The following is a 21,835-nucleotide window of genomic DNA, read 5'->3' as shown; positions in this document are numbered from 1 at the left end:
ATAGCCCGGACGTCATCACCAGAAGGATACCAGCAAACACGGCAAAGGCGAGGCGGGTTCCAAAAACGTGAAGCAGTTTGCCCGGGTTATGTTCAGAAATTGGCGGGATTCGTGTTGGAACCGCAGACCAGGACCGCCACGCGCTCGCCCTCAGCGGGCTCATAACGTCCGGAAAGCACTGCGGCGAAGGCCGCGGCGCCGCCCGGTTCGGCGATGATTCGCACACGGTCCCATAGCGCTTTCTGCGCGGCGACGATGTCATCGTCGCTGACCAGGATCGAGCGCTCGACGAAAGCCTCGGCGATCGGGAACATCATTTCGCCGACCCGCTTCGGCGCCAGCGAATCGGCGGCGATGCCTTCGGCCGGGGCGTCGACCGGCTCTCCCGCCTCCAAAGCGCGATAAAGCGTTGGCGCGCCCTCGGGCTCGATGGCGACGATGCGGATGCGCCCAGCGAACCAGGCGGCGATGCCCCCGATCAGGCCGCCGCCACCGACGGCAACCAGCAGCGTGTCGATTTCGGGCAGATCGGCCTCGATCTCCAGGCCGAGCGTGCCCTGGCCGAGCAGCGTTTCCTCCTGGTTGAAGGCGTGGATCTGCAGGGCGCCGGTCCGGGCCGCGAAGTCCTCGCTGGCGGCCAGCGCCTCGGCATAGCGGGCGCCGCCGACGACCAGATCCGCGCCGTAGCCGCGAATGCGCGCGAGCTTGGCTGGGGGGCTGACCTCGGGCACGAAGATGGTGGCCTTGTGCCCGAGCTTCATGGCGGCGTAGGCGACGGCCGCACCGTGGTTGCCGCCCGACGCCGCGACCACACCGGCTTTTGGCACCGGCCGCGTAAGCAGGTTGGTGAAGGCGCCGCGCGCCTTGAAGGAACCGGAATGCTGCAGGCATTCGAGTTTCAGGTCGACCGGAAAGGCGGGACGGCCGAAATCCGCCATGTCGACGCGCATGACCGGCGTGTGGCGCACATAGGGGCGGATGCGCGGCTCCACGGCGCTGATGCGCTCGCGCGTGATCGTTCTGGTGCTCGACATGGCCTGCTCCTCGGGATTGACTTCAATTAGTAACTTAGCAAAATGGCCAAATGCAAGAGGTCGACATCTTCAAGGCATTTGCCAACGAGCGCCGGCTGCAGATCCTCGATTGGCTCAAGGATCCGCGCGCGCATTTCCCGCGCCAGGCCGATGGCGACCTGGTCGAGGACGGCGTCTGCGCGCTGCTGATCGCCGAAAAGCTCGGCATCACCCAGGCGACGCTCAGCGAGCATATGCGTGTGCTCACCCAAGCCGGCCTGCTCAGCACAAAGCGGGTGAAGCAATGGATCTTTTATCGGCGCGACGAAGGGCGGATCGCCGAGGCCAAGGCGCTCATCCAGCAAAAAATCTAACGCTTCGAGCGCGCTACTTCAGCCAGTCGGGGACCGAATCCAGTCCGATCAGGTCTTCATAGGTCTGGCGCGGCCGCACGACATGGAAGCGGTCGCCGTCAACCAGCACTTCCGGCACCAGGAGCCTGGTGTTGTAGGTGCCCGCCTGCACCGCGCCATAGGCGCCGGCGGTGGAAACGGCGATCAGGTCGCCGGCCTTCAGCCTCGGCAGGTCGCGGTCGAGGCCGATGAAGTCCCCGGTCTCGCAGACCGGGCCGACGACGTCGACCTTGATGCGCGGCGTCGAGGCGGGCGGCTGCACCACCGGCCTGATGTCGTGGAAGGCGTCATAGAGCGTCGGCCGGATCAGATCGTTCATGGCGGCGTCGACGACGAGGAAGTTCTTGGCGTCGCCTTCCTTCACATAGATGACCTCGGACACCAGGATGCCGGCATTGCCGACGATCAGGCGGCCAGGCTCGAACATCACCTTGAGGCCGAGCCTGGTGACATGTTTCCTGACGATCTCGGCATAGGCGTCGGGCAGCGGCGGCGGGCTGTTGTCGACGCGGTAGGGAATGCCGAGGCCGCCGCCAAGATCGACATGCTCGATCGAATGGCCATCGGCGCGCAGCACGCCGACCAGTTCGACAAGCAGCGCGAAGGCGTCGTCGAAGGGCTGCAATTCGGTTATCTGGCTGCCGATATGGGTGTCGATGCCGGTCACCTTGATGCCGGGCAATTCGGCCGCGCGGGCGTAGACCTGTCGCGCGCGCTGCCACGGGATGCCGAACTTGTTCTCGGCCTTGCCGGTCGAGATCTTCTTATGCGTCCTGGCATCGACATCCGGATTGATGCGCAGCGAGATCGGCGCCACCTTGCCGAGCGCCACGGCGCGGGCCGACAGCAGTTCGAGTTCAGGCTCGGATTCGACGTTGAAGCAAAGAATGCCGGCGGAGAGCGCGAAGTCCATCTCGCGCGCGGTCTTGCCGACGCCGGAAAACAGGATCTTGCCGGCCGGGATGCCGGCGGCCAAGGCGCGGCGCAATTCGCCTTCCGAGACGACGTCGGCGCCCGCGCCTTGTCTTGCCAGCGTCCTCAGCACGGCCTGGTTGGAGTTCGCCTTCATGGCGTAGCAGACCAGTGCATCGAGGCCGGCGAAGGCTTCTCTGAAGACGCGGAAATGCCGGGTCAGCGTCGCCGTCGAATAGCAGTAGAAGGGCGTGCCGACCTCGGCTGCTATATCGGGGATCGCGACGTCCTCGGCATGGAGCACGCCGTCGCGGTAGTCGAAATGGTTCACGAGGTTGGTCCCGGAAAGTTGGAGCGTGGTGAGATCGAGCGATCCCGTTGGCTCTAGAGCAGGGGATCGAGGATGAACTTCCTGTCCTTGACCGGTTTCTCCGGCTCGGGCGGGACCGGCTGCTTGGCGCGTTCGGCATCCTTGCGCGCCTGCTCCGCCGCCTCATAGGGCGTGTCGAGCCCGGTCTTCCTGCCGCAGGCGGTGACGGTGACAACCGCCGCCAGCAGTGCCAGCGTCACCAAAATCCTGCTACGGGTCATCGATCCATCCGTTCGAAACTGTTTCCTGTGCCGCCGCTTTTAGCCGAGTTTTCGGCGCTTTGCATCCGGGCAATTGTTTTGATGCATGTCGTGGTCCCAGAACCGCTACACACGTCTGGGCGACATGCATTAAGCCTTGGAAAGCCGCTTTTTCCAGTAGCGGATCTGCTTCCGCACTTCCGACGGCGCCGTGCCGCCGAAGCTCGTGCGGCTCTTCACCGAATTCTGCACGGCAAGCACCGAGAAGATATCGTCGGTGATGCCGGGATGAATGGAGCGCAGGTCCTCCAGCGAGAGCTTCTCCAGGCCTACCTTCTTTTCCTCGGCGAGCGCCACGGCGCGGCCGGTGACATGATGCGCCTCGCGGAAAGGCAGGCCGAGATTGCGCACCAGCCAGTCGGCAAGGTCGGTCGCGGTGGCGTGACCGGCGCCGGCGGCCTTCTTCATGGCGGCGGCGTTGACGGTCATGTCGCGCACCATGCCGGTGGTCGCCGCCAGCATCAGGTCGAGCGTCTCGGCGGCGTCGAAGACCGCTTCCTTGTCTTCTTGCATGTCCTTGCCGTAGGTCAGCGGCATGCCCTTCATAACGGTCAGCAGGCCGACGAGATGGCCGTTGACGCGGCCGGTCTTGCCGCGCACCAGCTCGGCGGCGTCGGGGTTCTTCTTCTGCGGCATGATCGAGGAGCCGGTGGAGAAGGAATCCGACAGGCGGATGAAGCCGAATTGCGGCGTCGACCAGATGATGATCTCCTCGGCGAGCCTGGACAAATGCGTCGCGCAGATCGCGGCGAGGCTGAGGAATTCGAGCGCGAAGTCGCGATCCGAGACGCTGTCGAGGGAATTGCGAGTCGGCTCGCGGAAGCCGAGCGCTTTGGCCGTCATGTGGCGGTCGATGGAAAAGCTGGTGCCGGCCAGCGCCGCCGCGCCCAGTGGGCTTTCATCCATGCGCTCGATGGCGTCGCGGACGCGCGACAGGTCGCGGCCGAACATCTCGACATAGGCCATGCAATGGTGTCCGAAGGTCACCGGCTGCGCGGCCTGCATATGGGTGAAGCCGGGCATGACGGTCGCCGCATGCTCCTCGGCGCGTTCGAGGAACGCGGCGATCAAGTCCTTCAATGCCCCGGCGACGCGCTGGCATTCCTGCTTGACCCAGAGCCTCAGATCGACCGCCACCTGATCGTTGCGCGAGCGTGCGGTGTGCAGGCGTCCGGCCGCAGGGCCGATCAGGTCGGCAAGGCGGGCCTCGACATTCATGTGGATGTCTTCGAGCCTGGTCGAGAATTCGAACGTGCCGGCCTCGATCTCTTTCAGGATCGTGTTCAGCCCGTGAGCGATTTTTTCTTGATCGGCCGCCGAAATAATGCCCGTTTCAGCCAACATCTCGCTATGGGCGATCGATCCGCTTATGTCCTGCGCATACAGCTTGCGGTCGAAGCCGATCGACGCGTTGATCGCTTCCATGATCGCGGCCGGACCCGAGGCAAAACGTCCGCCCCACATCTGGTTGCTGGCCTTCTTGTCGCTCATCGCTATAACCCGTGCTCCGGAGCAGTTTTGAAAATGGCAGACGGCAGTAGATTCTTCCCGGCCCCGCGCCTCATCCTGGCCGCCCTGGTGGCGGGCGTGCTGGCCGGCGCGGTCGCGGTATATGTCAGCGAGAGCGGTTCTGGCAACAACGCTCCGGAGAAGGTCGCCGAGACCGCCGGCAAGGACGACGCCGCCTGCGCGACCAAGGCCGCGCGCGCCAAGCAGGTCGCCGCGAAAGCCGTCGGCCAGGTCGCGGCGCTGCAGCCGGCCGATCCGCCGCAATCGCTGAAAGCTCTTGCCTTCAACGGGCCCGACGGCAAGCCGATGACGATCGCCGACCATGCCGGCAAGACAGTGCTGCTCAATCTGTGGGCGACGTGGTGCGCGCCGTGCCGGGCCGAGATGCCGGCGCTCGACGCGCTGCAGAAGGAGAAGGGCAGCAATGCCTTCGAGGTCGTCGCGGTCAATGTCGACACGGGCGACGATGCGAAGCCGAAGAAGTTCCTCAAGGAGATCGGCGTCGAGACGCTCGGCTTCTATCGTGATCCGACGATTGCGCTGTTCAACGAAGCCAAGACGCGCGGCCTGGCGCTCGGGCTTCCGGTCACAATGCTGATCGATGGCGAAGGCTGCCTGATCGCGCATATGAACGGTCCGGCCGAATGGTCGAGCCCGGACGCCAAGCGGCTGGTGGAAGCGGCGCTAACGCCGTGATCGTGTAGTCTCTTTGTATTGACGCAATTCCAGACGGAAAACCGCTACGCACTTTTGCTGGAGTTGCTTAGACCGAACGCGCGGCGGCGGCCGGTTGCAGCATCAGGATGCTGCCGCCGCGGACATTTTCGACCTTGGCGGTTGCCCCGTCGTCTTCCTTGACGCCGTCACCGGCACTGGAAACACCGGTGAGCTCGCCGAACGCCTCGATCGGGCCAGGCCTGCCCAGAAAATATCCCTGGCCGATGTCGCAATCCTCGGCATCGAGGAAGCGCAGCTCGTCGAGCGTCTCGACGCCTTCGGCCAGAACCGGCAGGCCGAGGCCGCGCCCCAGGCCGAGCACGGCGCGCACGATGGTCGCGACCTGATCGTTCCTGTCGACCTGCTTGATGAAGGACCCGTCGATCTTGATCTTGTCGAAGGGGAAGGCGCGCAGGTTGGACAGCGAGGAATAGCCGGTGCCGAAATCGTCCATCGCCACGCGCACGCCGAGCGCCTTAATCTGGCGCAGGGTGGCCAGCGCGCGCGGCATGTCCTTCACCAGCGCCGTCTCGGTGATCTCGAGCTCGAGCCTGCCCGCCGCCAGGCCGGTGCGCAGCAACACCTCATGGACCTTGCGGCTGAAATCGGGATTGTGGAGCTGCACCGCAGAGACGTTGACGGCGACCATCAGCGGGTTCTTCCAAGTTGCGGCTTCCTTGCAGGCGGTCGCCAGCACCCACTCGCCGATCTGGGCGATCGAACCGCTATCCTCGGCCACCGGGATAAACACCGAAGGCGGGACCTCGCCGCGTTCGGGATGCTGCCAGCGAAGCAAGGCTTCGAAGCCGATCATCCTGCCGCTGCTGATTTCCTTCTGCGGCTGGTAGACGAGCCGGAATTCGCCGCGCGCCACGGCCTGGCGCAGGTCCTGCTCCAGGATGCGCCGGTCGCGCGCCTGCGCTCCCATCGAGGCCTCGAAATAGCGGAAGGTATCCTTGCCTTCGGCCTTGGCGCGATAGAGCGCGGTGTCGGCATGGCTGACCAGAGCCGCCTGTTCGTCGGCGTCGAGCGGGTAGAGCGCGATGCCGATGCTGGCCGATACCATGCCCCCGGGCGACAGCCGGTTTTCCTGGCGCAGCGCCGAAAGCACCGCTTCGGCAATACGGCCGGCCGCCTGCGGATCGGGAAGGTTGGGGGCGATGATGGCGAATTCGTCGCCGCCGAGCCTGGCCAGCATCTGGCCGTGGCGCAGCACGCTGGAGGCACAGTGCGCCACCTTCTGCAACACGGCGTCGCCGGCGGCGTGGCCGAAGAGGTCGTTCACTTCCTTGAACCTGTCGAGGTCGAGCAGCATGAGCGCCAACTGGCCACCCTTGCCGTTGCCCTTCCCGCCTTCCGCGGAGACGGCGATCTCGGCTTCCAGGCGGCTGGTGAAGCTGCGCCGGTTGGCAAGCCCGGTGAGCGGGTCGTAATGCGCAAGCCGCATGATCTCCTGCTCGGCCTTCCTGCGTTCGCGGATATCGCGGACAGCAACGACCAGATGCGGCTTGCCGCAATAGTCGATGTTCCTGGCGATCAGCTCCACCGGGATCGGGTTGTCGCCGTGGCCGCGGAGATCGGCTTCCTGCGCCTGTCCGTTGCCGGCAGCGACGGCGGAGGCAATCCGTTCGCCGAACAATTCGCCCAGCGTCATCGTGTTCAACGTGGCGGAGGCGATGCCGCTCAGCGCCGCGATGCTGTCATTGGCGCTGACGATGCGGTTGCCGTCGCAGACGATGAGGCCTTCGACGGCGGCGTTGGCGAGGCCATGCATGCGCTCGGCCTCGATCTTGTGCCGGCGGAAGCGCAGATCGATCCACAGCGCCGTGGCGGCCAGCACCAGGATGATCAGGCTTGCCGTGGCGGCGGCGAAGGCCTGCGACATCGGCGCGATCGTGAATATCGAGATCTCGATCGAGGAGTCCGGATAGATCGAGACGGCGGCCATGGCGATGAAATGCAGCGTGCAGATCGCCAGCGTCAGCAGGACAGCGCCGGCGACCGTCGCCAGGGTCGATGGCCGGCGAAGCACGACAAGCAGCGAGAGCGCGGCAAGCACTATGCCCGAGACCAGCGAGGCGGCGACCAGCAGCTGGTTCCAGACGATCCGGCCTTCGACCTCGAAAGCCGCCATGCCGGTATAGTGCATCGCCGCGATGCCGATGCCGAGCACGGCGCCGCCGACGAGATAGTGGTCGATGCCGCCGCGGACGGTTGCGATCCACATGCCGGCGGCCGTCAGAAGAACGGATATCGCCAGCGAAGCGACCGACAGCTCCGCGTTGTAGGCGTTGGGTATTCCCGGGGTGAAGGCAATCATAGCAATGAAATGCGTCGCCCAGATGCCAAATCCGGTCGAAGCAGCGGCAATCAGCAGCCACGCATAACGGTTCCGGCTGGTCGATTGCACGACATGACGAAGCAGGTTGACGGCGGAGAAACAGGAAATTCCGCAAATGAGCGCGGCCAGTGCGACCAGTCTCAGATCGTGCTCGTTCACGATACAATTATAGACGGTCAGCATCTTGCTTCACCTGATCTTCCCGCATCAATCAAGGCAACGGGATTGAGTAGGGCCGGACGCCTGAAGAATCGATTATGCCGCCTGCAACCCCTGCGTGCTTCCCAGGTTGTATTCCTCAGGGAGGTTATGCGTTTGATCGATTGCGCCGATGGCCTTGTATCAATCCGAAAAGGCCGTCACTTCAGTCGCACGGTGACCACCAGCGCCTCGTGGTCGGCGCTCGGGCTGCCGTCCGGCAAGACCGCCGGCAGCGTCGCCGGCGCGCTTGCCGAAAGGCCGCGGGTGAAGAACCAGTCGATATGGCCGGCGGGCGTCAGGTCGCCGGCCGCGCGCCGCTGCGTCGGCTTGTCGAACGCGTTGGCGTCGCGCCAGTCGTAGCCGCGTTCGGCCATGATCGCGAAGAGGGGCTCGTGGCGATCCGGGCACATCAGCCGGTCCGGTTCGGCGGCGATGCGCTTTCGCCATGCGGCCGGGTCGTCATTGCGTTCCGGATAGGTGGCGGTCAGCGTGTTGAAGTCGCCGCCGATCAGGACAGGCGCTTCCGCATCATATCTGTCGATGGCGTCGAGCAGATGGCGGGTCTGGTCGGCGCGGCCGGCCGGCGTGGTGCGGTTTTCGAGATGCACCGAAACGACGGTGACACGGCGGTCGCCGGCCATCACCTGGCCTCCGAGCGCCATGCGGCCGCCGACACGCGGCTGGCCGTGCTCCGGCAGGAACCATGCGCCGGCGGCGTCCAGCCGAATGAGAAAAGGCCGCTGCAGCGGAACGGCGCTGGTTATGGCGTTGCCATGGAAGCCCTCGGCATTCTCGGCGCCGCCATTAGCCGCCTGCTCCGCCTCGTTTCCGGTGCCGAGTTCGAGGAACTCGACGCCATAGGCGAAAGCATGGCCCAGGCGATCGGCAAGCCGGCTTAAAAGATGGCCGTTGCCGGAGCGCGCCATGCCTTTGTCGACCTCGGACAGCAGCACGACATCGGGCGCCTGGCCGGCGATCGTTGCGGCGATGGCATCGACGTGACGCAGCCGCTCGACGTTCCAGGCCATGACGGTCAAGCTCTCGCCGGCGCTTTTACGCGAGGCCTTGCCGCCAATCTCGATCTCCCCCAGTGCGGGAATGGCGGCGGCGTGGCGCAGATGGGTGGCGCTGTCGCGCGGCCCGTCCCGCATGGCGTTGCGGACGGCGACGGGCACGTGCGTGAGCTGCGGAACCAGCATGTCTCTTGTCATCCAGTTAGCCGGTTAATCAAAGAGGTCTTTTCGCTGCCTAACGGCGCCCTAGCTTCCTGGGTCAGGATGACGTTTGGTTGAATCGCCATCCTGATCCAATCTTTGTTGGAGCATGATCTTGTCCGAAAACCGGTTCCCACTTTTCGGGATCATGCTCTAGAGCGCCGATGTGACGTTTTCATGCCGGCGCGACCGCTGCCAGGGGAGGAGAGACTGGCTGTCCACAGGGCCTTCGAGCCCACAACAGAACTGTCACATACCTTCTCTATGAGAGCGGGCAAGGACTTGCGCAAAACCCTTGTCACACTGCCACTCAAGAGGGAAAAACCATGACGATCATCAAGCGGGGCTTCGCTGCCCTTGCCGCCGGCGCGCTCAGCACCGCGCTTGCGGTTCCTGCTTTTGCAGAGCCGGTCAAATTCGATTTCTGGTTCGGTCTTTCGGGCGACCTCGCCCGCGTCGTCGACACGCTGTGCAAGAACTTCAACGCTTCCCAGAAGGACTACGAGGTCGTCTGCACCAGCCAGGGCAACTACGACGCCACGCTGCAGAACACGATCGCTGCCTTCCGCGCCGGCAAGCAGCCCACCGTCGTCCAGGTCTATGACGTCGGCACCGCCACCATGATGCTGTCGGGCGCCTACAAGCCCGCCGACAAGCTGATGGAAGAGAACGGCTACAAGATCGACTACAGCGACTATTTCCCCGGCATCGCCCGCTATTACGCGACCTCGAAGGGCGAGATGCTGTCCTTCCCGTTCAACTCGTCGACGGCGCTGATGTACTGGAACAAGGACGCCTTCGCCAAGATCGGCAAGACCGAGGCGCCGAAGACCTGGGAAGATGTCGGCGCCGATCTCAAGGCGCTGAAGGACGCCGGCTATGATTGCCCGATGGCGATCAACATCTCGGCCAATGAAAGCTGGCAGTTGATGGAGCAGTTCTCGGCCATCCACAACCAGCCGATCGCCACCAAGAACAACGGCTATGACGGTCTCGACGCGCGGCTGGAAGTCAACAAGACCAAGTTCGTCCAGTATGTCACCGATCTCAAGAAGTGGTATGACGCCGGCCTGATCAAGATCAAGTCGAAGGATCTCGGCCAGGACATGGTGCAGGCCTTCGCCACCGGCACCTGCCAGGTCATCCTGACCTCGGTCGGCGACCACGGCACGGTCGGACGCACCCAGAAGGAAGGCATGAACTGGGATGTCGCCGAACTGCCGGTCTATGCCGGCACCGAGCGCAAGAACTCCCTGGTCGGCGGCGCCTCGCTGTGGGTGCTGTCGGGCAAGTCGGACGCCGAATACAAGGGCGCGGCCGCCTTCCTCAACTTCATCCACGACCCCAAGACCGCTTTGTTCTGGTCGACCAACACCGGCTATATCCCGGTGGCGAAGTCGGGCTTCGAATTCATGAAGTCCAACGGCTTCTACGACAAGGCGCCCTATAAGGGCCGCGAGGTGGCCATCGCCAGCCTGACCGCGTCGGAGCCGACCGAGATCACCCGCGGCGTCCGCCTCGGCAACTTCACCCAGATCCGCGCCGAGTTCGGCACGCAGATGCAGGCGATCTTCGCCAACAAGGTCAGCGTGCAGGAGGGCCTCGACGCGCTGGTCAAGAACGGCGACGCCATCCTCGAGCGCTTCCAGCAGACCTATCCGGGTAAGACCCTGCCCTGATCCGGATAGAGGAACGGCCGCCCGCGAGGATTCGACGGGCGGCCATTTCATATCTAGTCTTGCGCCAAGAAAGCGGGCTGGCGGTTCAACGACATCGGCGGATCGATGGAAAAGCGCGTCACTTTCGGCAGATGGACGATCGGTATCCTGTTCGCGGTACCGCAGCTCCTTCTGATCTTCACCTTCTTCTACTGGCCTGCCGGCCAGGCGGTCTACTGGTCGCTGACGCTGCAGCAGCCCTGGGGCGGCGGCAACATCTGGGTCGGACTCGACAATTTCCGTTCGATCCTGTCCAACGCCGACTACTGGAACTCGATCACCGCCAGCCTTGTCTTCGCGGCGATCAGCACCGGTCTGGCGATGGTCATCGCGCTGGTGCTCGCCGCCCTGACCGACCGGCAGCTTGCCGGCTCGCGGCTCTACCGGGTCGTGCTGATCTGGCCCTACGGCATCGCCGCACCCGCGCTGGCGATGGCCTTCCGCTTCATCCTGGCGCCGGAAGCCGGCTTCATGGCCGTCGTCAACAAGTTCTGGCCGGGCTTCTGGGACCCAGGCCTCGACGGCGCCGACGCGATGGCGTCCGTCATCATCGCCTTCTCCTGGAAATATGTCGGCTACAACTTCATCTTCTTCCTCGCCGCCTTCCAGGCGATCCCACGTTCGCTGATCGAGGCGGCGGCGATGGACGGGTCCGGCGTCATCAGGCGTTTCCGGGACATCCAGTTCCCGCTGATCACGCCGACGATCTTCTTCCTGCTGGTCATCAACATCACCGAGAGTTTCCAGGACTCCTTCGGCATCGTCGACATCATGACCGCGGGCGGCCCGGCGAACGCCACCAATCTGATGGTCTACAAGATCTATTCCGATGGCTTCAAAGGCCTGGATTATTCGGGCGCCGCCGCGCAGAGCATCATCCTGATGCTCTTGATCATCGCGCTCACCATCGTCCAGTTCCGCTTCATCGAGCGGCGCGTGCATTATCGTTGAGGCGGGCCATGGTCGAGCGCACCCCGATCCTCAACTTCTTCACGCATCTGATCCTGTTCGCCGGCTTCATATTCTGCGTGGCGCCGTTCGTCATCGTGGCCATCGCCGCCTCGCACAATCTGAAGGACGTCAACGATGTGCCGATGTCACTGCTGCCGGGCAGCGATTTCTGGGTCAACATCCAGACGGCGTGGACGACGGCCGATCTCGGTCCGAAGCTGCTCAATTCCTTCATCATGGCGTTCGGCGTCGCCGCCGGCAAAGTGATCATCTCGGCGCTCACCGCCTTCTCGATCGTCTATTTCCGCTATCCCGGACGCATGCTGATCTTCTGGCTGATCTTCATCACACTGATGCTGCCGCTCGAAGTGCGCATCGTGCCGACCTATGCGGTGGTCGCCAATGTTCTCGAACCCTACCAGGCGATCCTGGATCTGACCGGCCTCTCCTGGCTGATCGAAAAGGTGTCAGGGGTTCAGGTCCAGCTCAGCCTGGGGCTGCTCAATTCCTATAGCGGCCTGATCCTGCCGCTGGTCGCGACCGCCACCGGCACATTCCTTTACCGCCAGTTCTTCCTGACCGTGCCCGACGAATTGACCGAGGCGGCGCGCATGGACGGCGCCGGCGCGCTGCGCTTCTTTGCCGATATCCTGTTGCCGCTGTCGCGCAACAACATGGCGGCGCTCGGCACCATCATGTTCCTGTGGGCCTGGAACCAGTATCTGTGGCCGCTGCTCATCACCACGGACCAGTCGCATGCGATGGCGGTGACCGAGCTGAAGCAGCTCATCCCCAATGTCGGCGGCGCGCCCGAATGGCATATCGCCATGGCCGGCACGCTGATCGTCATGCTGCCGCCGCTGATCGTCGTTGTGCTGATGCAGCGCTGGTTCGTGCGCGGCCTGATCGCCACCGAAAAATAAGGAGACAGGAAATGGCCTCCATCACCATTCGCGGCGTCAAGAAGAACTACGCCAAGACGCAGGTCGTGCACGGTGTCGACCTCGACTTCGCCTCGGGCGAATTCGTCGTCATCCTCGGGCCGTCGGGCTGCGGCAAGTCCACGCTGCTCAGAATGATCGCGGGGCTGGAAGAGATTTCCGACGGCACGATCGCCATCGACGGCATGGTGGTCAACAAGCTCGAGCCGCGCGAGCGCGGCTGCGCCATGGTGTTCCAGAACTACGCGCTCTACCCGCATATGAGCGTGGCGCAGAACATCGGCTATTCGCTGAAGGTGGCCGGCGTTCCGGCGGCAGAGAGGACCCAGCGCATCCAGGCGGTCGCGCGCGTCCTGGAACTGGAGCACCTGCTCGACCGCAAGCCGATGGCGCTGTCCGGCGGCCAGCGCCAGCGCGTCGCCATGGGCCGCGCCATGATCCGCGAGCCGAAAGTGTTCCTGTTCGACGAACCGCTTTCCAACCTCGACGCCAAGCTGCGCGTGCAGATGCGCTCGGAAATCCGCAAGCTGCACCGGCGGCTCAACGCGACGTCGGTCTTCGTCACGCATGATCAGGTCGAGGCAATGACGCTGGCCGATCGGCTGGTGGTGATGAATGGCGGCCGCGTCGAGCAGGTCGGCACACCGGCGGAGGTCTACAGCCGGCCGGCAAGCCGCTTCGTTGCGACCTTCGTCGGCGCGCCGGCGATGAACATGCTCGAAGGCGAAGTGACGCTCGACGGCATTTCGCTGCTCGGCGGCAGCCGCAAGCTCAACGTATCGCGCACGGGCCTTGCCGTGGGCGCGAAAGTCGCGGTCGGCATCCGGCCGGAGTCGGTGCGCATGGTGGCGCCGGGCACGCCGGGGGCGCTCGCGGCGACAGTCGACCTCATCGAGGAATTGGGCGCCGGCCGCGTCATCTATGTCGATCTTGACGGCGCGCCGTTCTCCGTCGTGACGTCGGAGACCGTCCACCCCGAACCGGGCAGCACGATCGGCCTGCAGTTCGCCGAAGCGGATCTGCACTTCTTCTCCTCTGAGACAGGCGGCAGGCTCGACGTGTTCAAGGTCTCGGTGCCGGAGCCGGCGCTCCAAGGGTGATCCCTTCCCGTCTGTTTTGCGAAAATTTGATTGAGAGTTCAGGGCATGAAGATCATCCAGGTTACCGACGTCCATCTCGGCCGTCTGCGCGAGATACGATATGGCGCGAACCTGAATGAGCGGCTCGATCATTGCATCGACCATATCAATCAGCGCCACGGCGATGCGACGCTTTGCGTCTTTACCGGCGACCTGACCGATGACGGCGAGGCCGAGAGCTATGCAGACCTGAAGGCGGCGCTGAGCCGGCTCACCGTGCCTTACCGGCTGCTGCCCGGAAACCATGACCGGCGCGCCAACCTCATCGCCGCCTTCCCTGAAAACGCGACCGACGGCAACGGTTTCGTACAGTCGGTTTTCGACACGCCGGAAGGGCGGCTCATTTTCCTCGACAGCCTGGCGGAAGGCCGCGTTACCGGCGAGTTGTGCGACGAGCGGCTTGGCTGGCTCGGTGCCAGGCTCGCCGAGGCGGCGGCGGGCAAGGCCGCCTATATCTTCCTGCATCATCCGCCGGTCGAGCTCGGGCTAACGCTGCTCGACCCGCTCGGCCTCGAGCAGCCGCAACGGCTCATCGACGTGCTGACGCGTCACGGCAATGTCCGCTACATCTTCTTCGGCCATGTCCACCGCGATATAGCCGGCACCGTTGCCGGCATTCCGTTCTCGGTCCAGCGCGGCCTGCATGCCCGCTTCATGCTCGACGTGGTCGGCGACGAGATGGTCGAGCAGGCGCCGCCCGCCTATTCGATCATCCTGATCGACGGCGCCCGCGTCGTCATCCACAGCTGCGATTTCCTGGAGCAATGGCCGCTCTGGTCGCCGGCCACCGGCGAACGAGTTCGCTGATGCCACGCTAGCATTCAAGCAAAGACGTGCGCCTTGCCGGTGACGGTCAGCCGCACGATCTCGCCGACCTCCGGCGCGTCCATGCCTGTCCTGCGCAAGGTGAGCGGCGTGTTGCCGATCGCGGCCGCGTCCGGCGGATCCGGGCTGTTGAGCAGCCGTACCGCCACGGTGCAGACGGCGCCCGCGAACTCGCAGTCCGTCACCTCGCCGAACAGCATGTCCGGCGTGCCCGACATGCCTTCGCGCGAGGTCCGCTTGAGCAGGATCTGCTCGGGCCGCAGCATGATGCGCGCGACATCGCGCCGTTCCTTCGTGTCGACGGCGATGCGGCCGAGCCGCGACACGGCGAAGCCGTCCGCGATCCTGGCGGGCACGATGATGGCGTCGCCGAGGAATTCGGCGACCATCCTGTCCCTGGGCTGGAAATAGAGCTCGCGCGGCGTGCCGACCTGCGAGAACAGGCCGTCGCGCATCACCGCCACCTGGTTGGCGAAGGACAGCGCCTCGGCCTGGTCGTGCGTGACCAGGATGGTGGTGATGCCCGCCTCTTCAAGAAGCTCGGCGACCGCCTTGCGCATCGAAGCGCGAAGCCCGGTGTCGAGCGCCGAGAAGGGTTCGTCCAGCAGCATCAGCCTCGGCTTCATCGCCATGGCGCGCGCAAGCGCGACACGCTGCTGCTGGCCGCCCGACAGCTCGTGCGGCCGGCGCTTCAGGACAGCCTTGTCCAGCCCGACGATATAGGCGAGCTCGACGATATGGTCGGCCCGTTTGTCGGCATTCCGCGCGATGCCGAAACCGATATTGTCGGCGATGCTGAGATGTGGGAACAGGGCGCCATCCTGGGCCACCACGCCGATGCCGCGGCGATGCGCCGGCACGGCCGCGCCGCCGTTGGCGAGCACCTTGCCATCAAGCGCGATGCGGCCGCGGTCCGGCGCCTCGAAACCGGCGATCAGCCTGAGCAAGGTGGTCTTGCCGCAGCCGGACGGTCCAACGATCGCGGTGCGGCTGCCGCTTTCGACCCGAAGGTCGACGCCGGCCAACGCCGTCACCGGACCGTAGTTCTTGGCGACATCGCTGAGTTCGAGAAAGCTCATCGTCCGGCCATCCGCTTCGACTGGACGTAGAGCCACCAGGTCATCGGCAACGACATCGCCACCATGATCAGCGCGTAGGGAGCGGCGGAGGCGTAGTCGATCTCACCGCTGTAGGACCAGAAGGCCATTGCCAGGGTGCGGGTGCCGTTGGGCGCCAGCATCTGGGTGGCGGTAAGCTCATTGGTGATGCCGAGCGCCACCATCGCCATGCCGGCCGCCGCGCCCGGCGCCGACAGACGGATGGTCGTTGCCCACAGTGCCTTGACCGGCGGCCGGCCGAGGCTGGAAGCGGCGCGTTCCAGCTCCACCGGAGCCTGCGCGATCGAAGCGCGCAGGCTTATCAGCGCGCGCGGCAGGAACATCAGCGCATAGCCAAACAGGATGGTGAACAGCGTCTGGTAGAGCGGCAACGCGACGCGCACGGTGATGGTCACCAGGGCCAGCGCAATGACCACGCCGGGCAAAGCGCCGACGATGTAGTTGCAGCCCTCGAGCAGGCGCTGCAGCCGTCCCGGCGCGCGGATCGAGATCCAGGCCATCGGCATGGCGGCAACCGTCGCAAGCACGGCGCCGACGATGGCAAGGAACAGCGTCTGGCCGAGCGCCAGGCTGATCTCGTCCCAGCGCCAGACATCGGCGCCTCCCGCCAGCAGCCAGCGGCCGACAGTGACGAAGGGCACGCCGAGCGACAGCAGCGCGACGGCCGCCGGCAAGAACAGGCAGGCTGGCGTGGCGCGGCCAAGCCGGGCGCGCTGCTGCTTGCGCGCGGCGCCTGAACCGACGCGCGCATAGCGCTCCTCGCCGCGTATCGTCACCTCGAGAGCCAGCAGGAAAAGGCAGCAGACCACCAGCACAGCGCCCAGCATGTTGGCGGCAGGGCCGTTGAAGGTCGACTGGAACTGGTCGACGATCGCGGTGGTGAACGTGTCGAAGCGGATGAAGACATAGAGGCCGTACTCGGCCAGAAGATGCAGGCCGACCAACAGCGAGCCGCCGCAGATGGCGAGCCTCAGCTGCGGCAGCACGACGCGCGCGAAAACCCGCCAGGGGCCAAGGCCAAGCGCCGCCGCCGCATCCTCCAACGCCGGATCGAGACGGCGCAATGCCGCGGAGATCGGCAGGTAGAGGAACGGGAAATAGGCGATGACGGAAACCAGCACGCCGGCCCAGAGCCCGTGCAGGCCAGGGACAAAGCTGATCCAGGCATAGGAGTGCACGAAAGCAGGGATGGCGAGCGGCGCCACCGACAGCCACGACCACAGCCGATTGCCAGGCAGGTCGCTGCGCTCGGTCAGCCAGGCCAGCGCCACCGACAGCGTGATGGCGATCGGCACGGTGATGATGACGAGGAGCACGGTGTTGACCAGCAGTTCGCCGACGCGTGGGCGGAAGACCAGCGCCACCACCGTATCCCAGCCGGTCTGGACCGCGATCCAGACGATAAAGGCGAGAGGCAGCAGCGCGATGAGCGAGATCAAAGCCGCGGCGAGCGTGATCCACGACATGGCCCGGCGCTTCTTCATCCCGGCCGCCGGCAGCGTGGAAGGCGTGAGGTGGATCGCGGACGCCATCAGCCGGAATAGGCCGCCTTGAAGCGACGTGATGAACCGCGGCCGCGGCCGCAAACGCAGATGATCGTCATCGACGAGGCCATCTCCAAAACAAAAGCGCTCCCACGGAAGCGAGTTCCCGCGGGAGCACGGTCGTTTGCCCTTTTAGGACGAACGCGAACTAAAGCAAGCCGGCTTGCGTCATCAGGTCGATGACCTTCTTGGAATTCAGCGTCGCCGGATCGATTTTCGGCGCCTGCAGATCGGCCAGCGGCACCAGCTTCGGGTTGGACTGGGCATCCTTGCCGACCGCATATTCATACGACGTGCCCGTCTTCAACACGTCCTGCCCGCCCTTGCCGGTCACCCACTTCAGGAACGCCTGGGCTTCCTTCTGGTGCTTGCTGGAAGCCAGCACGCCGCCGCCCGACACCGAAACGAAGGCGCCCGGGTCCTGGTTCTTGAAATAATGCAGGCCGACATTCTTGCTGTTCTCGCCGGTCTTGGCCTGATCGCCGAACCAGTAATAGTGGTAGATCACGCCGCCATCGATCTCGCCGGCATTGACCGCCTTCATGACAGTGCTGTTGCCCTTGTAGGCGGTGAAATTGTCCTTCATCGCCTTCAGCCAGTCGGCGGTCGCGGTCTCGCCCTTGAGCTGGAGCAGGGCGCTGACGATGGCCTGGAAGTCGGCTCCTGAGGGCGAGGCGGCCCAGCGGCCCTTCCAGCTCGGATCGGCGAGATCGAGCAGCGATTTGGGTAACTGGTCTTCCTTGAGCTTGGCCTTGTTGTAGACAAAGACAGTGCTGCGCGCTGCGACGCCCACCCATTTGCCGGTCGAGGGCTGATATTCCTGCGGCACCTGGGCGAGGGTGTCGGCGTCGACCGGAGCGAACAGGCCGGCCGCCTCGACCAGCGCCATGGCCGGCGAATTCTCGGTCAGGAACACGTCGGCCGATGAGGCCGCGCCCTCGGCGACGATCTGGTTGGAGAAATCGCTGTCGCCGCCATTGCGCAGCGTGACCTTGATGCCGGTCTCCTTGGTGAAGCCTTTCGCCCATTCCTTGGCGAGGCTCTCATGCTGGGCATTGTAGACGACGATGCCTTGATCCTCTGCCATGGCCGGGCCGGCGATCAGGCCGAGCGCCATCGCGGCGCCGGCGAGCGTGGAAAGGGCAATTTTCATGGGCATCGTCCTCAAAATCTGGAGACAGGGGTTCGGGCACGGCTGCACCTACCAATACCTGATTGTTGTAGTCAAGATTGTGGCCTGCTTCAATCGGTCGCCGGCCGCAAACTTTCGTGATTTTGCGGCAGTTTGGCTTGGACATTATTTCGCCGGCCACGTAACAAACCAGGGCCGAGATGCGAACTTCGGGGGTAAACTCTTGTGACCGGCAAGGACGAGGCAGAGCTCTCCCGGCTGCTCAGGGCCGCGATCGCGGGAGATGAAAGGGCTTATGCCGACTTTCTGCACCGCATCGCCGCCCTCGTTCGCGGTTTTGTCCGGCGCAAGATCGTTCAGGGCGGAGTCGACCCCGAGGATGTCGTGCAGGAAACCTTGCTGGCCATTCATGTGAAACGCCACACCTGGCGGTCGGACGCGCCGGTGCTGCCCTGGGTCTACGCGATCGCCCGCTTCAAGCTTATCGACGCGTTTCGCCGGCGAGGGCGGCGCATCGAGGTCGAGATCGACGAGATCGCAGAGACCTTCGCCGAGCCGGAGACGGAGACGGTCAGCGAGCGCGACATAAACCGGGCGCTCGAGGGACTGCCGCCGACGCAGCGTTCGGTCGTCTCGTCAATCTCGGTCGACGGCCATTCGATCGGCGAGACCGCCGCCAAGCTCGGCGTCAGCGAGACGGCGGTGCGCGTATCGCTGCATCGCGGCCTCGCCGCGATCGCTAAAAGATTCGGACGACAGTGACATGAGGACAGAGGATCTGATCAAAGCGCTCGACGCGGATGCCGGCAAGAAGGCAATGCCGATGGGCAAGGCCTGGTGGCTGGCGGCCGGCGTTGCCGTGGCGATCGCGGCAGCCATGTTCTTTACCACCATCGGGCCGCGTCCCGACATCATGCCGGCCATGCACACGATGCGCTTCATGTCGAAATTCGTGTTCACGCTGGTGCTTGCGGCCAGCGCCTTCGCGCTGATCCGAGTGCTGTCGATGCCAGGTGCCTCGACCAGGCGGGCGATGACCTGGATGGTTGCCGCGCCGCTTCTGGTCGTGCTGGCGGTGATCCTGGAGCTTTTCGCCGTACCGCAGGCCGATTGGGGCAAGCGGCTCGTCGGCTCGAACATGATGATCTGCATGACTTTCATCCCGCTGATCGGCGTTGGTCCGCTGGCGGTCTTTCTCGGCATGCTGCGCTACGGCGCGCCGACGCGGCCGGTGCTCGCGGGTGCCACCGCCGGGCTGCTCGCGGGGGGGCTGGCGGCAACCTTCTATGCCGCGCATTGCTTCGACGATTCGCCGCTTTTCGTCGCCACCTGGTATACGATCGCCATCGCCTTCCTGACGCTGCTCGGGGCCATCGGCGGCCGGCTTTTCGTGCGCTGGTAGCCCGCCGGGGCTGTTTCGAAACAGTCCTTTAATCATGCCGGAAATTGTTTGCCGGTTAGCGGAACGATCGCCATCATCCGCGCAACCATTCCTTAAAACCGATCCGCCAGGGTTGCGGCAACGTGCTGTTGCGTGTTGGGGTGGATCGCATCGTGGCGTGGTTGAACTGGAAAGGGCTCCGTGCCGACAGGCACGCCGCGCAGGGGCTGCTGGCGGTCGGCTTGGTTGCCACCGCCGCTTCGGTCCTGTCTCCACGCTTTGAATTTGGTGCGGACGCGCTGAAACTCTGCCTGCAGATTTCAATCGCCATCATCGCCGCGACGCTGTTCTTGTCGGCGCTGTTCATCAACCGCATCGTCGATGACCGCCGGCAGATCGCCGAGAGCGAGCAGCGCTTCCGTCGCGCCATGGAGGATTCGGCGATCGGCGTTGCCATTGTCGGACTCGACGGGCGCATCCAGCAGGCCAACCCGGCCTTTGCCGCGATGCTGGGCTATAGTCGCGCCGAGATCGAGGCACTGACCTTCCCGCAGATCACGCATCCGGACGATCTTCTGATCGGCCGCGAGACGATGATAAACGTGCGGGAAGGCAAGATCAGCTCCTACCATTTCGAAAAGCGCTACCTCAGGAAGGACGGGACCCCGGTCTGGGCACAACTCGCCGGTTCGGTCATCCGGGACGAGGATACCGGCAAGCCGCTTTATCTGGTGTCGCAGATCGAGGACATCGACGCCCGCAAGCAGGCCGAGGCACGCATCGCCGAGGCGGAGACGCGTTGGAACTTCGCGCTCACCAGCACCGGACAGGGCGTCTGGAGCCTCGACATGCGCAAGGGCGGCACAACCTATTCCGAAACCTGGGTGAAAATGCTGGGCTATGCCGATGGCGAGCTCGACGGCGACCCCGACCGCTGGCGGACCATGATCCATCCGGACGACCAAGCACGCGTCGCCGAGGCGGATCGCGCGCACCTTGCCGGCGAGACGCCCTTTTTCGAAGCCGAGTTCCGGATGCGGCACAAGAACGGCCACTGGGTCTGGATCCTCGACCGCGGCAAGACGATCGAGCGCGACGCCGAGGGCCGGGTGATCCGTGCCATCGGCAGCCTGACCGATATCACGCAGCGCAAGGAGGCCGAAGCGCGGCTGATGGTTTCGGCCGCGATGCTGGCCGACGAGAAGGAGCGCCTAAGGGTGACGCTGCAGTCGATCGGCGACGCGGTGATCTGCACCGATGCCGCCAACCGCATCACCTTCATGAACCCGGTCGCGGAAAAGCTCACCGGCGTTGACGTCGGCGAAGCCCTTGGAAAGGTGCTCGGCCATGTCTATTGGGCGGTCGACGAGGAAAGCGGGCAGAGAATCGGCTTGACTCGCCCTTCGGCGAGCGAACGGCCCCGTTGCGACCAGAACACACGCGCGGTCCTCGTGCGGCGCGACGATACGCGCTGCAGCATCCGCCAGGTGGTGTCGCCGATCATGAACGACCGCGAGCAGTTCTGCGGCCTGGTCATCGTCTTCCAGGACTTCACCGATGCGCGCGCCCTGCAGCGCCAGCTGGCCTATGCCGCCGCCCACGACGCGCTAACCGGGCTCGCAAACCGTTCGAGCTTCATGCGCACCATGGAGGAACTGGTCGACCAATGCCGGCTCAATGGCGGCGAGCACCAGTTCATGTTCGTCGACCTCGACCACTTCAAGGCGGTCAACGACACCGGCGGCCACGCCGCGGGCGATGCGCTGCTCAGGCGCGTGGCCGACACCTTGCGCGATGTGCTGGGCCCGGGAGACATCGTCGCGCGGCTTGGCGGCGACGAGTTCGCCGTCATCCTTCAATCGGGCGGCGCGACGCGCGGGCCGATCGCGGCGCGCTCTATCATCGATGCCATCCGCAACCTCAATTTCAGCTGGGACGGTCGCCCGCATTCGATCGGCGCCAGCATCGGGCTTGCGCCGATCCGCGCCGGCTGCGGCGAGGTGGACGAGATCATCGCGCGTGCCGACGCCGCCTGCTACGCCGCCAAGGCGGCCGGCCGCGGTTGCGTTTCCGCCGCGCCGGACGAAGCGTCGAGAGATGTGCCGCCTATGCCGCTCGCCGAGGCGTCCTGAGCCG

19 protein-coding genes are annotated in these 21,835 nt (G+C 64.8%); 10 read left to right on the top strand and 9 right to left on the bottom strand.

Going from position 1 to position 21,835, the window contains the following annotated elements:
- Positions 1–92: 92 nt before the first annotated feature.
- Positions 93–1,034 carry a threonine/serine dehydratase gene (locus DPM35_RS22770; RefSeq protein ID WP_112129491.1) on the bottom strand — a complete coding sequence of 314 codons (942 nt, stop codon included), beginning with the start codon at positions 1,032–1,034 and terminating at the stop codon, positions 93–95.
- Positions 1,035–1,084: 50 nt separating this feature from the next.
- Between DPM35_RS22770 and DPM35_RS22765 the strand changes: the two genes are divergently transcribed.
- Complete coding sequence (locus tag DPM35_RS22765; RefSeq protein WP_112129490.1) at positions 1,085–1,387, top strand: ArsR/SmtB family transcription factor; 303 nt, start codon at positions 1,085–1,087, stop codon at positions 1,385–1,387.
- A gap of 13 nt (positions 1,388–1,400) precedes the next feature.
- Here DPM35_RS22765 and lysA read toward each other — a convergent pair whose 3' ends face one another.
- The 3 genes from lysA to argH form a co-directional block, all read right to left on the bottom strand.
- Complete coding sequence (gene lysA, locus DPM35_RS22760) at positions 1,401–2,669, bottom strand: diaminopimelate decarboxylase (RefSeq protein ID WP_112129489.1); 1,269 nt, start codon at positions 2,667–2,669, stop codon at positions 1,401–1,403.
- Positions 2,670–2,722: 53 nt separating this feature from the next.
- A complete protein-coding gene (locus tag DPM35_RS22755; protein ID WP_095767477.1) occupies positions 2,723–2,929 on the bottom strand; it encodes a lipoprotein in 207 nt (68 codons plus the stop codon).
- Positions 2,930–3,058: 129 nt separating this feature from the next.
- Positions 3,059–4,459, bottom strand: a complete 1,401-nt coding sequence (gene argH, locus DPM35_RS22750) for an argininosuccinate lyase (RefSeq protein ID WP_112129488.1) — start codon at positions 4,457–4,459, stop codon at positions 3,059–3,061.
- Between the two features lie 33 nt (positions 4,460–4,492).
- On the opposite strand from argH, the gene tlpA reads away from it, so the two are divergent.
- Positions 4,493–5,173 (top strand): thiol:disulfide interchange protein TlpA, encoded by a 681-nt coding sequence (tlpA, locus tag DPM35_RS22745; RefSeq protein WP_112129487.1) that lies wholly within the window; start codon positions 4,493–4,495, stop codon positions 5,171–5,173.
- A 67-nt stretch (positions 5,174–5,240) separates the two neighbouring features.
- Here tlpA and DPM35_RS22740 read toward each other — a convergent pair whose 3' ends face one another.
- Both DPM35_RS22740 and DPM35_RS22735 read right to left on the bottom strand, forming a co-directional pair.
- Positions 5,241–7,718 (bottom strand): sensor domain-containing diguanylate cyclase, encoded by a 2,478-nt coding sequence (locus tag DPM35_RS22740; protein ID WP_112129486.1) that lies wholly within the window; start codon positions 7,716–7,718, stop codon positions 5,241–5,243.
- A gap of 176 nt (positions 7,719–7,894) precedes the next feature.
- Positions 7,895–8,935, bottom strand: a complete 1,041-nt coding sequence (locus tag DPM35_RS22735) for an endonuclease/exonuclease/phosphatase family protein (RefSeq protein ID WP_112129485.1) — start codon at positions 8,933–8,935, stop codon at positions 7,895–7,897.
- A 341-nt stretch (positions 8,936–9,276) separates the two neighbouring features.
- On the opposite strand from DPM35_RS22735, the gene DPM35_RS22730 reads away from it, so the two are divergent.
- The 5 genes from DPM35_RS22730 (at position 9,277) to DPM35_RS22710 (ending at position 14,506) form a co-directional block, all read left to right on the top strand.
- Complete coding sequence (locus DPM35_RS22730) at positions 9,277–10,629, top strand: extracellular solute-binding protein (RefSeq protein ID WP_112129484.1); 1,353 nt, start codon at positions 9,277–9,279, stop codon at positions 10,627–10,629.
- A 105-nt stretch (positions 10,630–10,734) separates the two neighbouring features.
- A complete protein-coding gene (locus tag DPM35_RS22725) occupies positions 10,735–11,619 on the top strand; it encodes a carbohydrate ABC transporter permease (protein ID WP_112129483.1) in 885 nt (294 codons plus the stop codon).
- An 8-nt stretch (positions 11,620–11,627) separates the two neighbouring features.
- Positions 11,628–12,542, top strand: coding sequence for an ABC transporter permease subunit (locus DPM35_RS22720; protein WP_112129482.1), 915 nt, complete (start codon positions 11,628–11,630; stop codon positions 12,540–12,542).
- Positions 12,543–12,553: 11 nt separating this feature from the next.
- Positions 12,554–13,660: a sn-glycerol-3-phosphate ABC transporter ATP-binding protein UgpC gene (ugpC, locus tag DPM35_RS22715; protein ID WP_112129481.1), complete on the top strand. Its 1,107-nt coding sequence runs from the start codon at positions 12,554–12,556 to the stop codon at positions 13,658–13,660.
- A 45-nt stretch (positions 13,661–13,705) separates the two neighbouring features.
- The gene (locus DPM35_RS22710; protein WP_112129480.1) at positions 13,706–14,506 is read left to right on the top strand and encodes a phosphodiesterase; all 801 of its coding nucleotides are present in this window, start codon (positions 13,706–13,708) and stop codon (positions 14,504–14,506) included.
- A gap of 14 nt (positions 14,507–14,520) precedes the next feature.
- Here DPM35_RS22710 and DPM35_RS22705 read toward each other — a convergent pair whose 3' ends face one another.
- The 3 genes from DPM35_RS22705 to DPM35_RS22695 all read right to left on the bottom strand — a co-directional run bounded on the left by DPM35_RS22705 (position 14,521) and on the right by DPM35_RS22695 (position 18,339).
- Entirely contained in the window at positions 14,521–15,603 is a 1,083-nt protein-coding gene (locus DPM35_RS22705) for an ABC transporter ATP-binding protein (protein WP_112129479.1), read from the bottom strand.
- Positions 15,600–17,174 (bottom strand): ABC transporter permease, encoded by a 1,575-nt coding sequence (locus DPM35_RS22700; RefSeq protein ID WP_112129478.1) that lies wholly within the window; start codon positions 17,172–17,174, stop codon positions 15,600–15,602. The genes DPM35_RS22705 and DPM35_RS22700 overlap by 4 nt, the downstream gene beginning before the upstream one ends.
- Before the next feature lie 160 nt (positions 17,175–17,334).
- Positions 17,335–18,339, bottom strand: coding sequence for an iron ABC transporter substrate-binding protein (locus DPM35_RS22695; RefSeq protein WP_112129477.1), 1,005 nt, complete (start codon positions 18,337–18,339; stop codon positions 17,335–17,337).
- Positions 18,340–18,543: 204 nt separating this feature from the next.
- On the opposite strand from DPM35_RS22695, the gene DPM35_RS22685 reads away from it, so the two are divergent.
- From DPM35_RS22685 to DPM35_RS22675, 3 genes are all read left to right on the top strand, one after another.
- Complete coding sequence (locus DPM35_RS22685; protein WP_112129475.1) at positions 18,544–19,080, top strand: sigma-70 family RNA polymerase sigma factor; 537 nt, start codon at positions 18,544–18,546, stop codon at positions 19,078–19,080.
- Between the two features lies 1 nt (position 19,081).
- The gene (locus DPM35_RS22680) at positions 19,082–19,720 is read left to right on the top strand and encodes an NrsF family protein (protein ID WP_112129474.1); all 639 of its coding nucleotides are present in this window, start codon (positions 19,082–19,084) and stop codon (positions 19,718–19,720) included.
- A 152-nt stretch (positions 19,721–19,872) separates the two neighbouring features.
- The gene (locus DPM35_RS22675; protein WP_245431613.1) at positions 19,873–21,831 is read left to right on the top strand and encodes a PAS domain S-box protein; all 1,959 of its coding nucleotides are present in this window, start codon (positions 19,873–19,875) and stop codon (positions 21,829–21,831) included.
- The last annotated feature ends 4 nt before the right edge of the window (positions 21,832–21,835 follow it).

Origin of the sequence: Mesorhizobium atlanticum, from assembly GCF_003289965.1 — a bacterium.
Lineage (GTDB): Bacteria > Pseudomonadota > Alphaproteobacteria > Rhizobiales > Rhizobiaceae > Mesorhizobium > Mesorhizobium atlanticum.
Note: the sequence above shows the minus strand (reverse complement) of the source record. Positions and strands in the feature narration are given on the sequence as shown.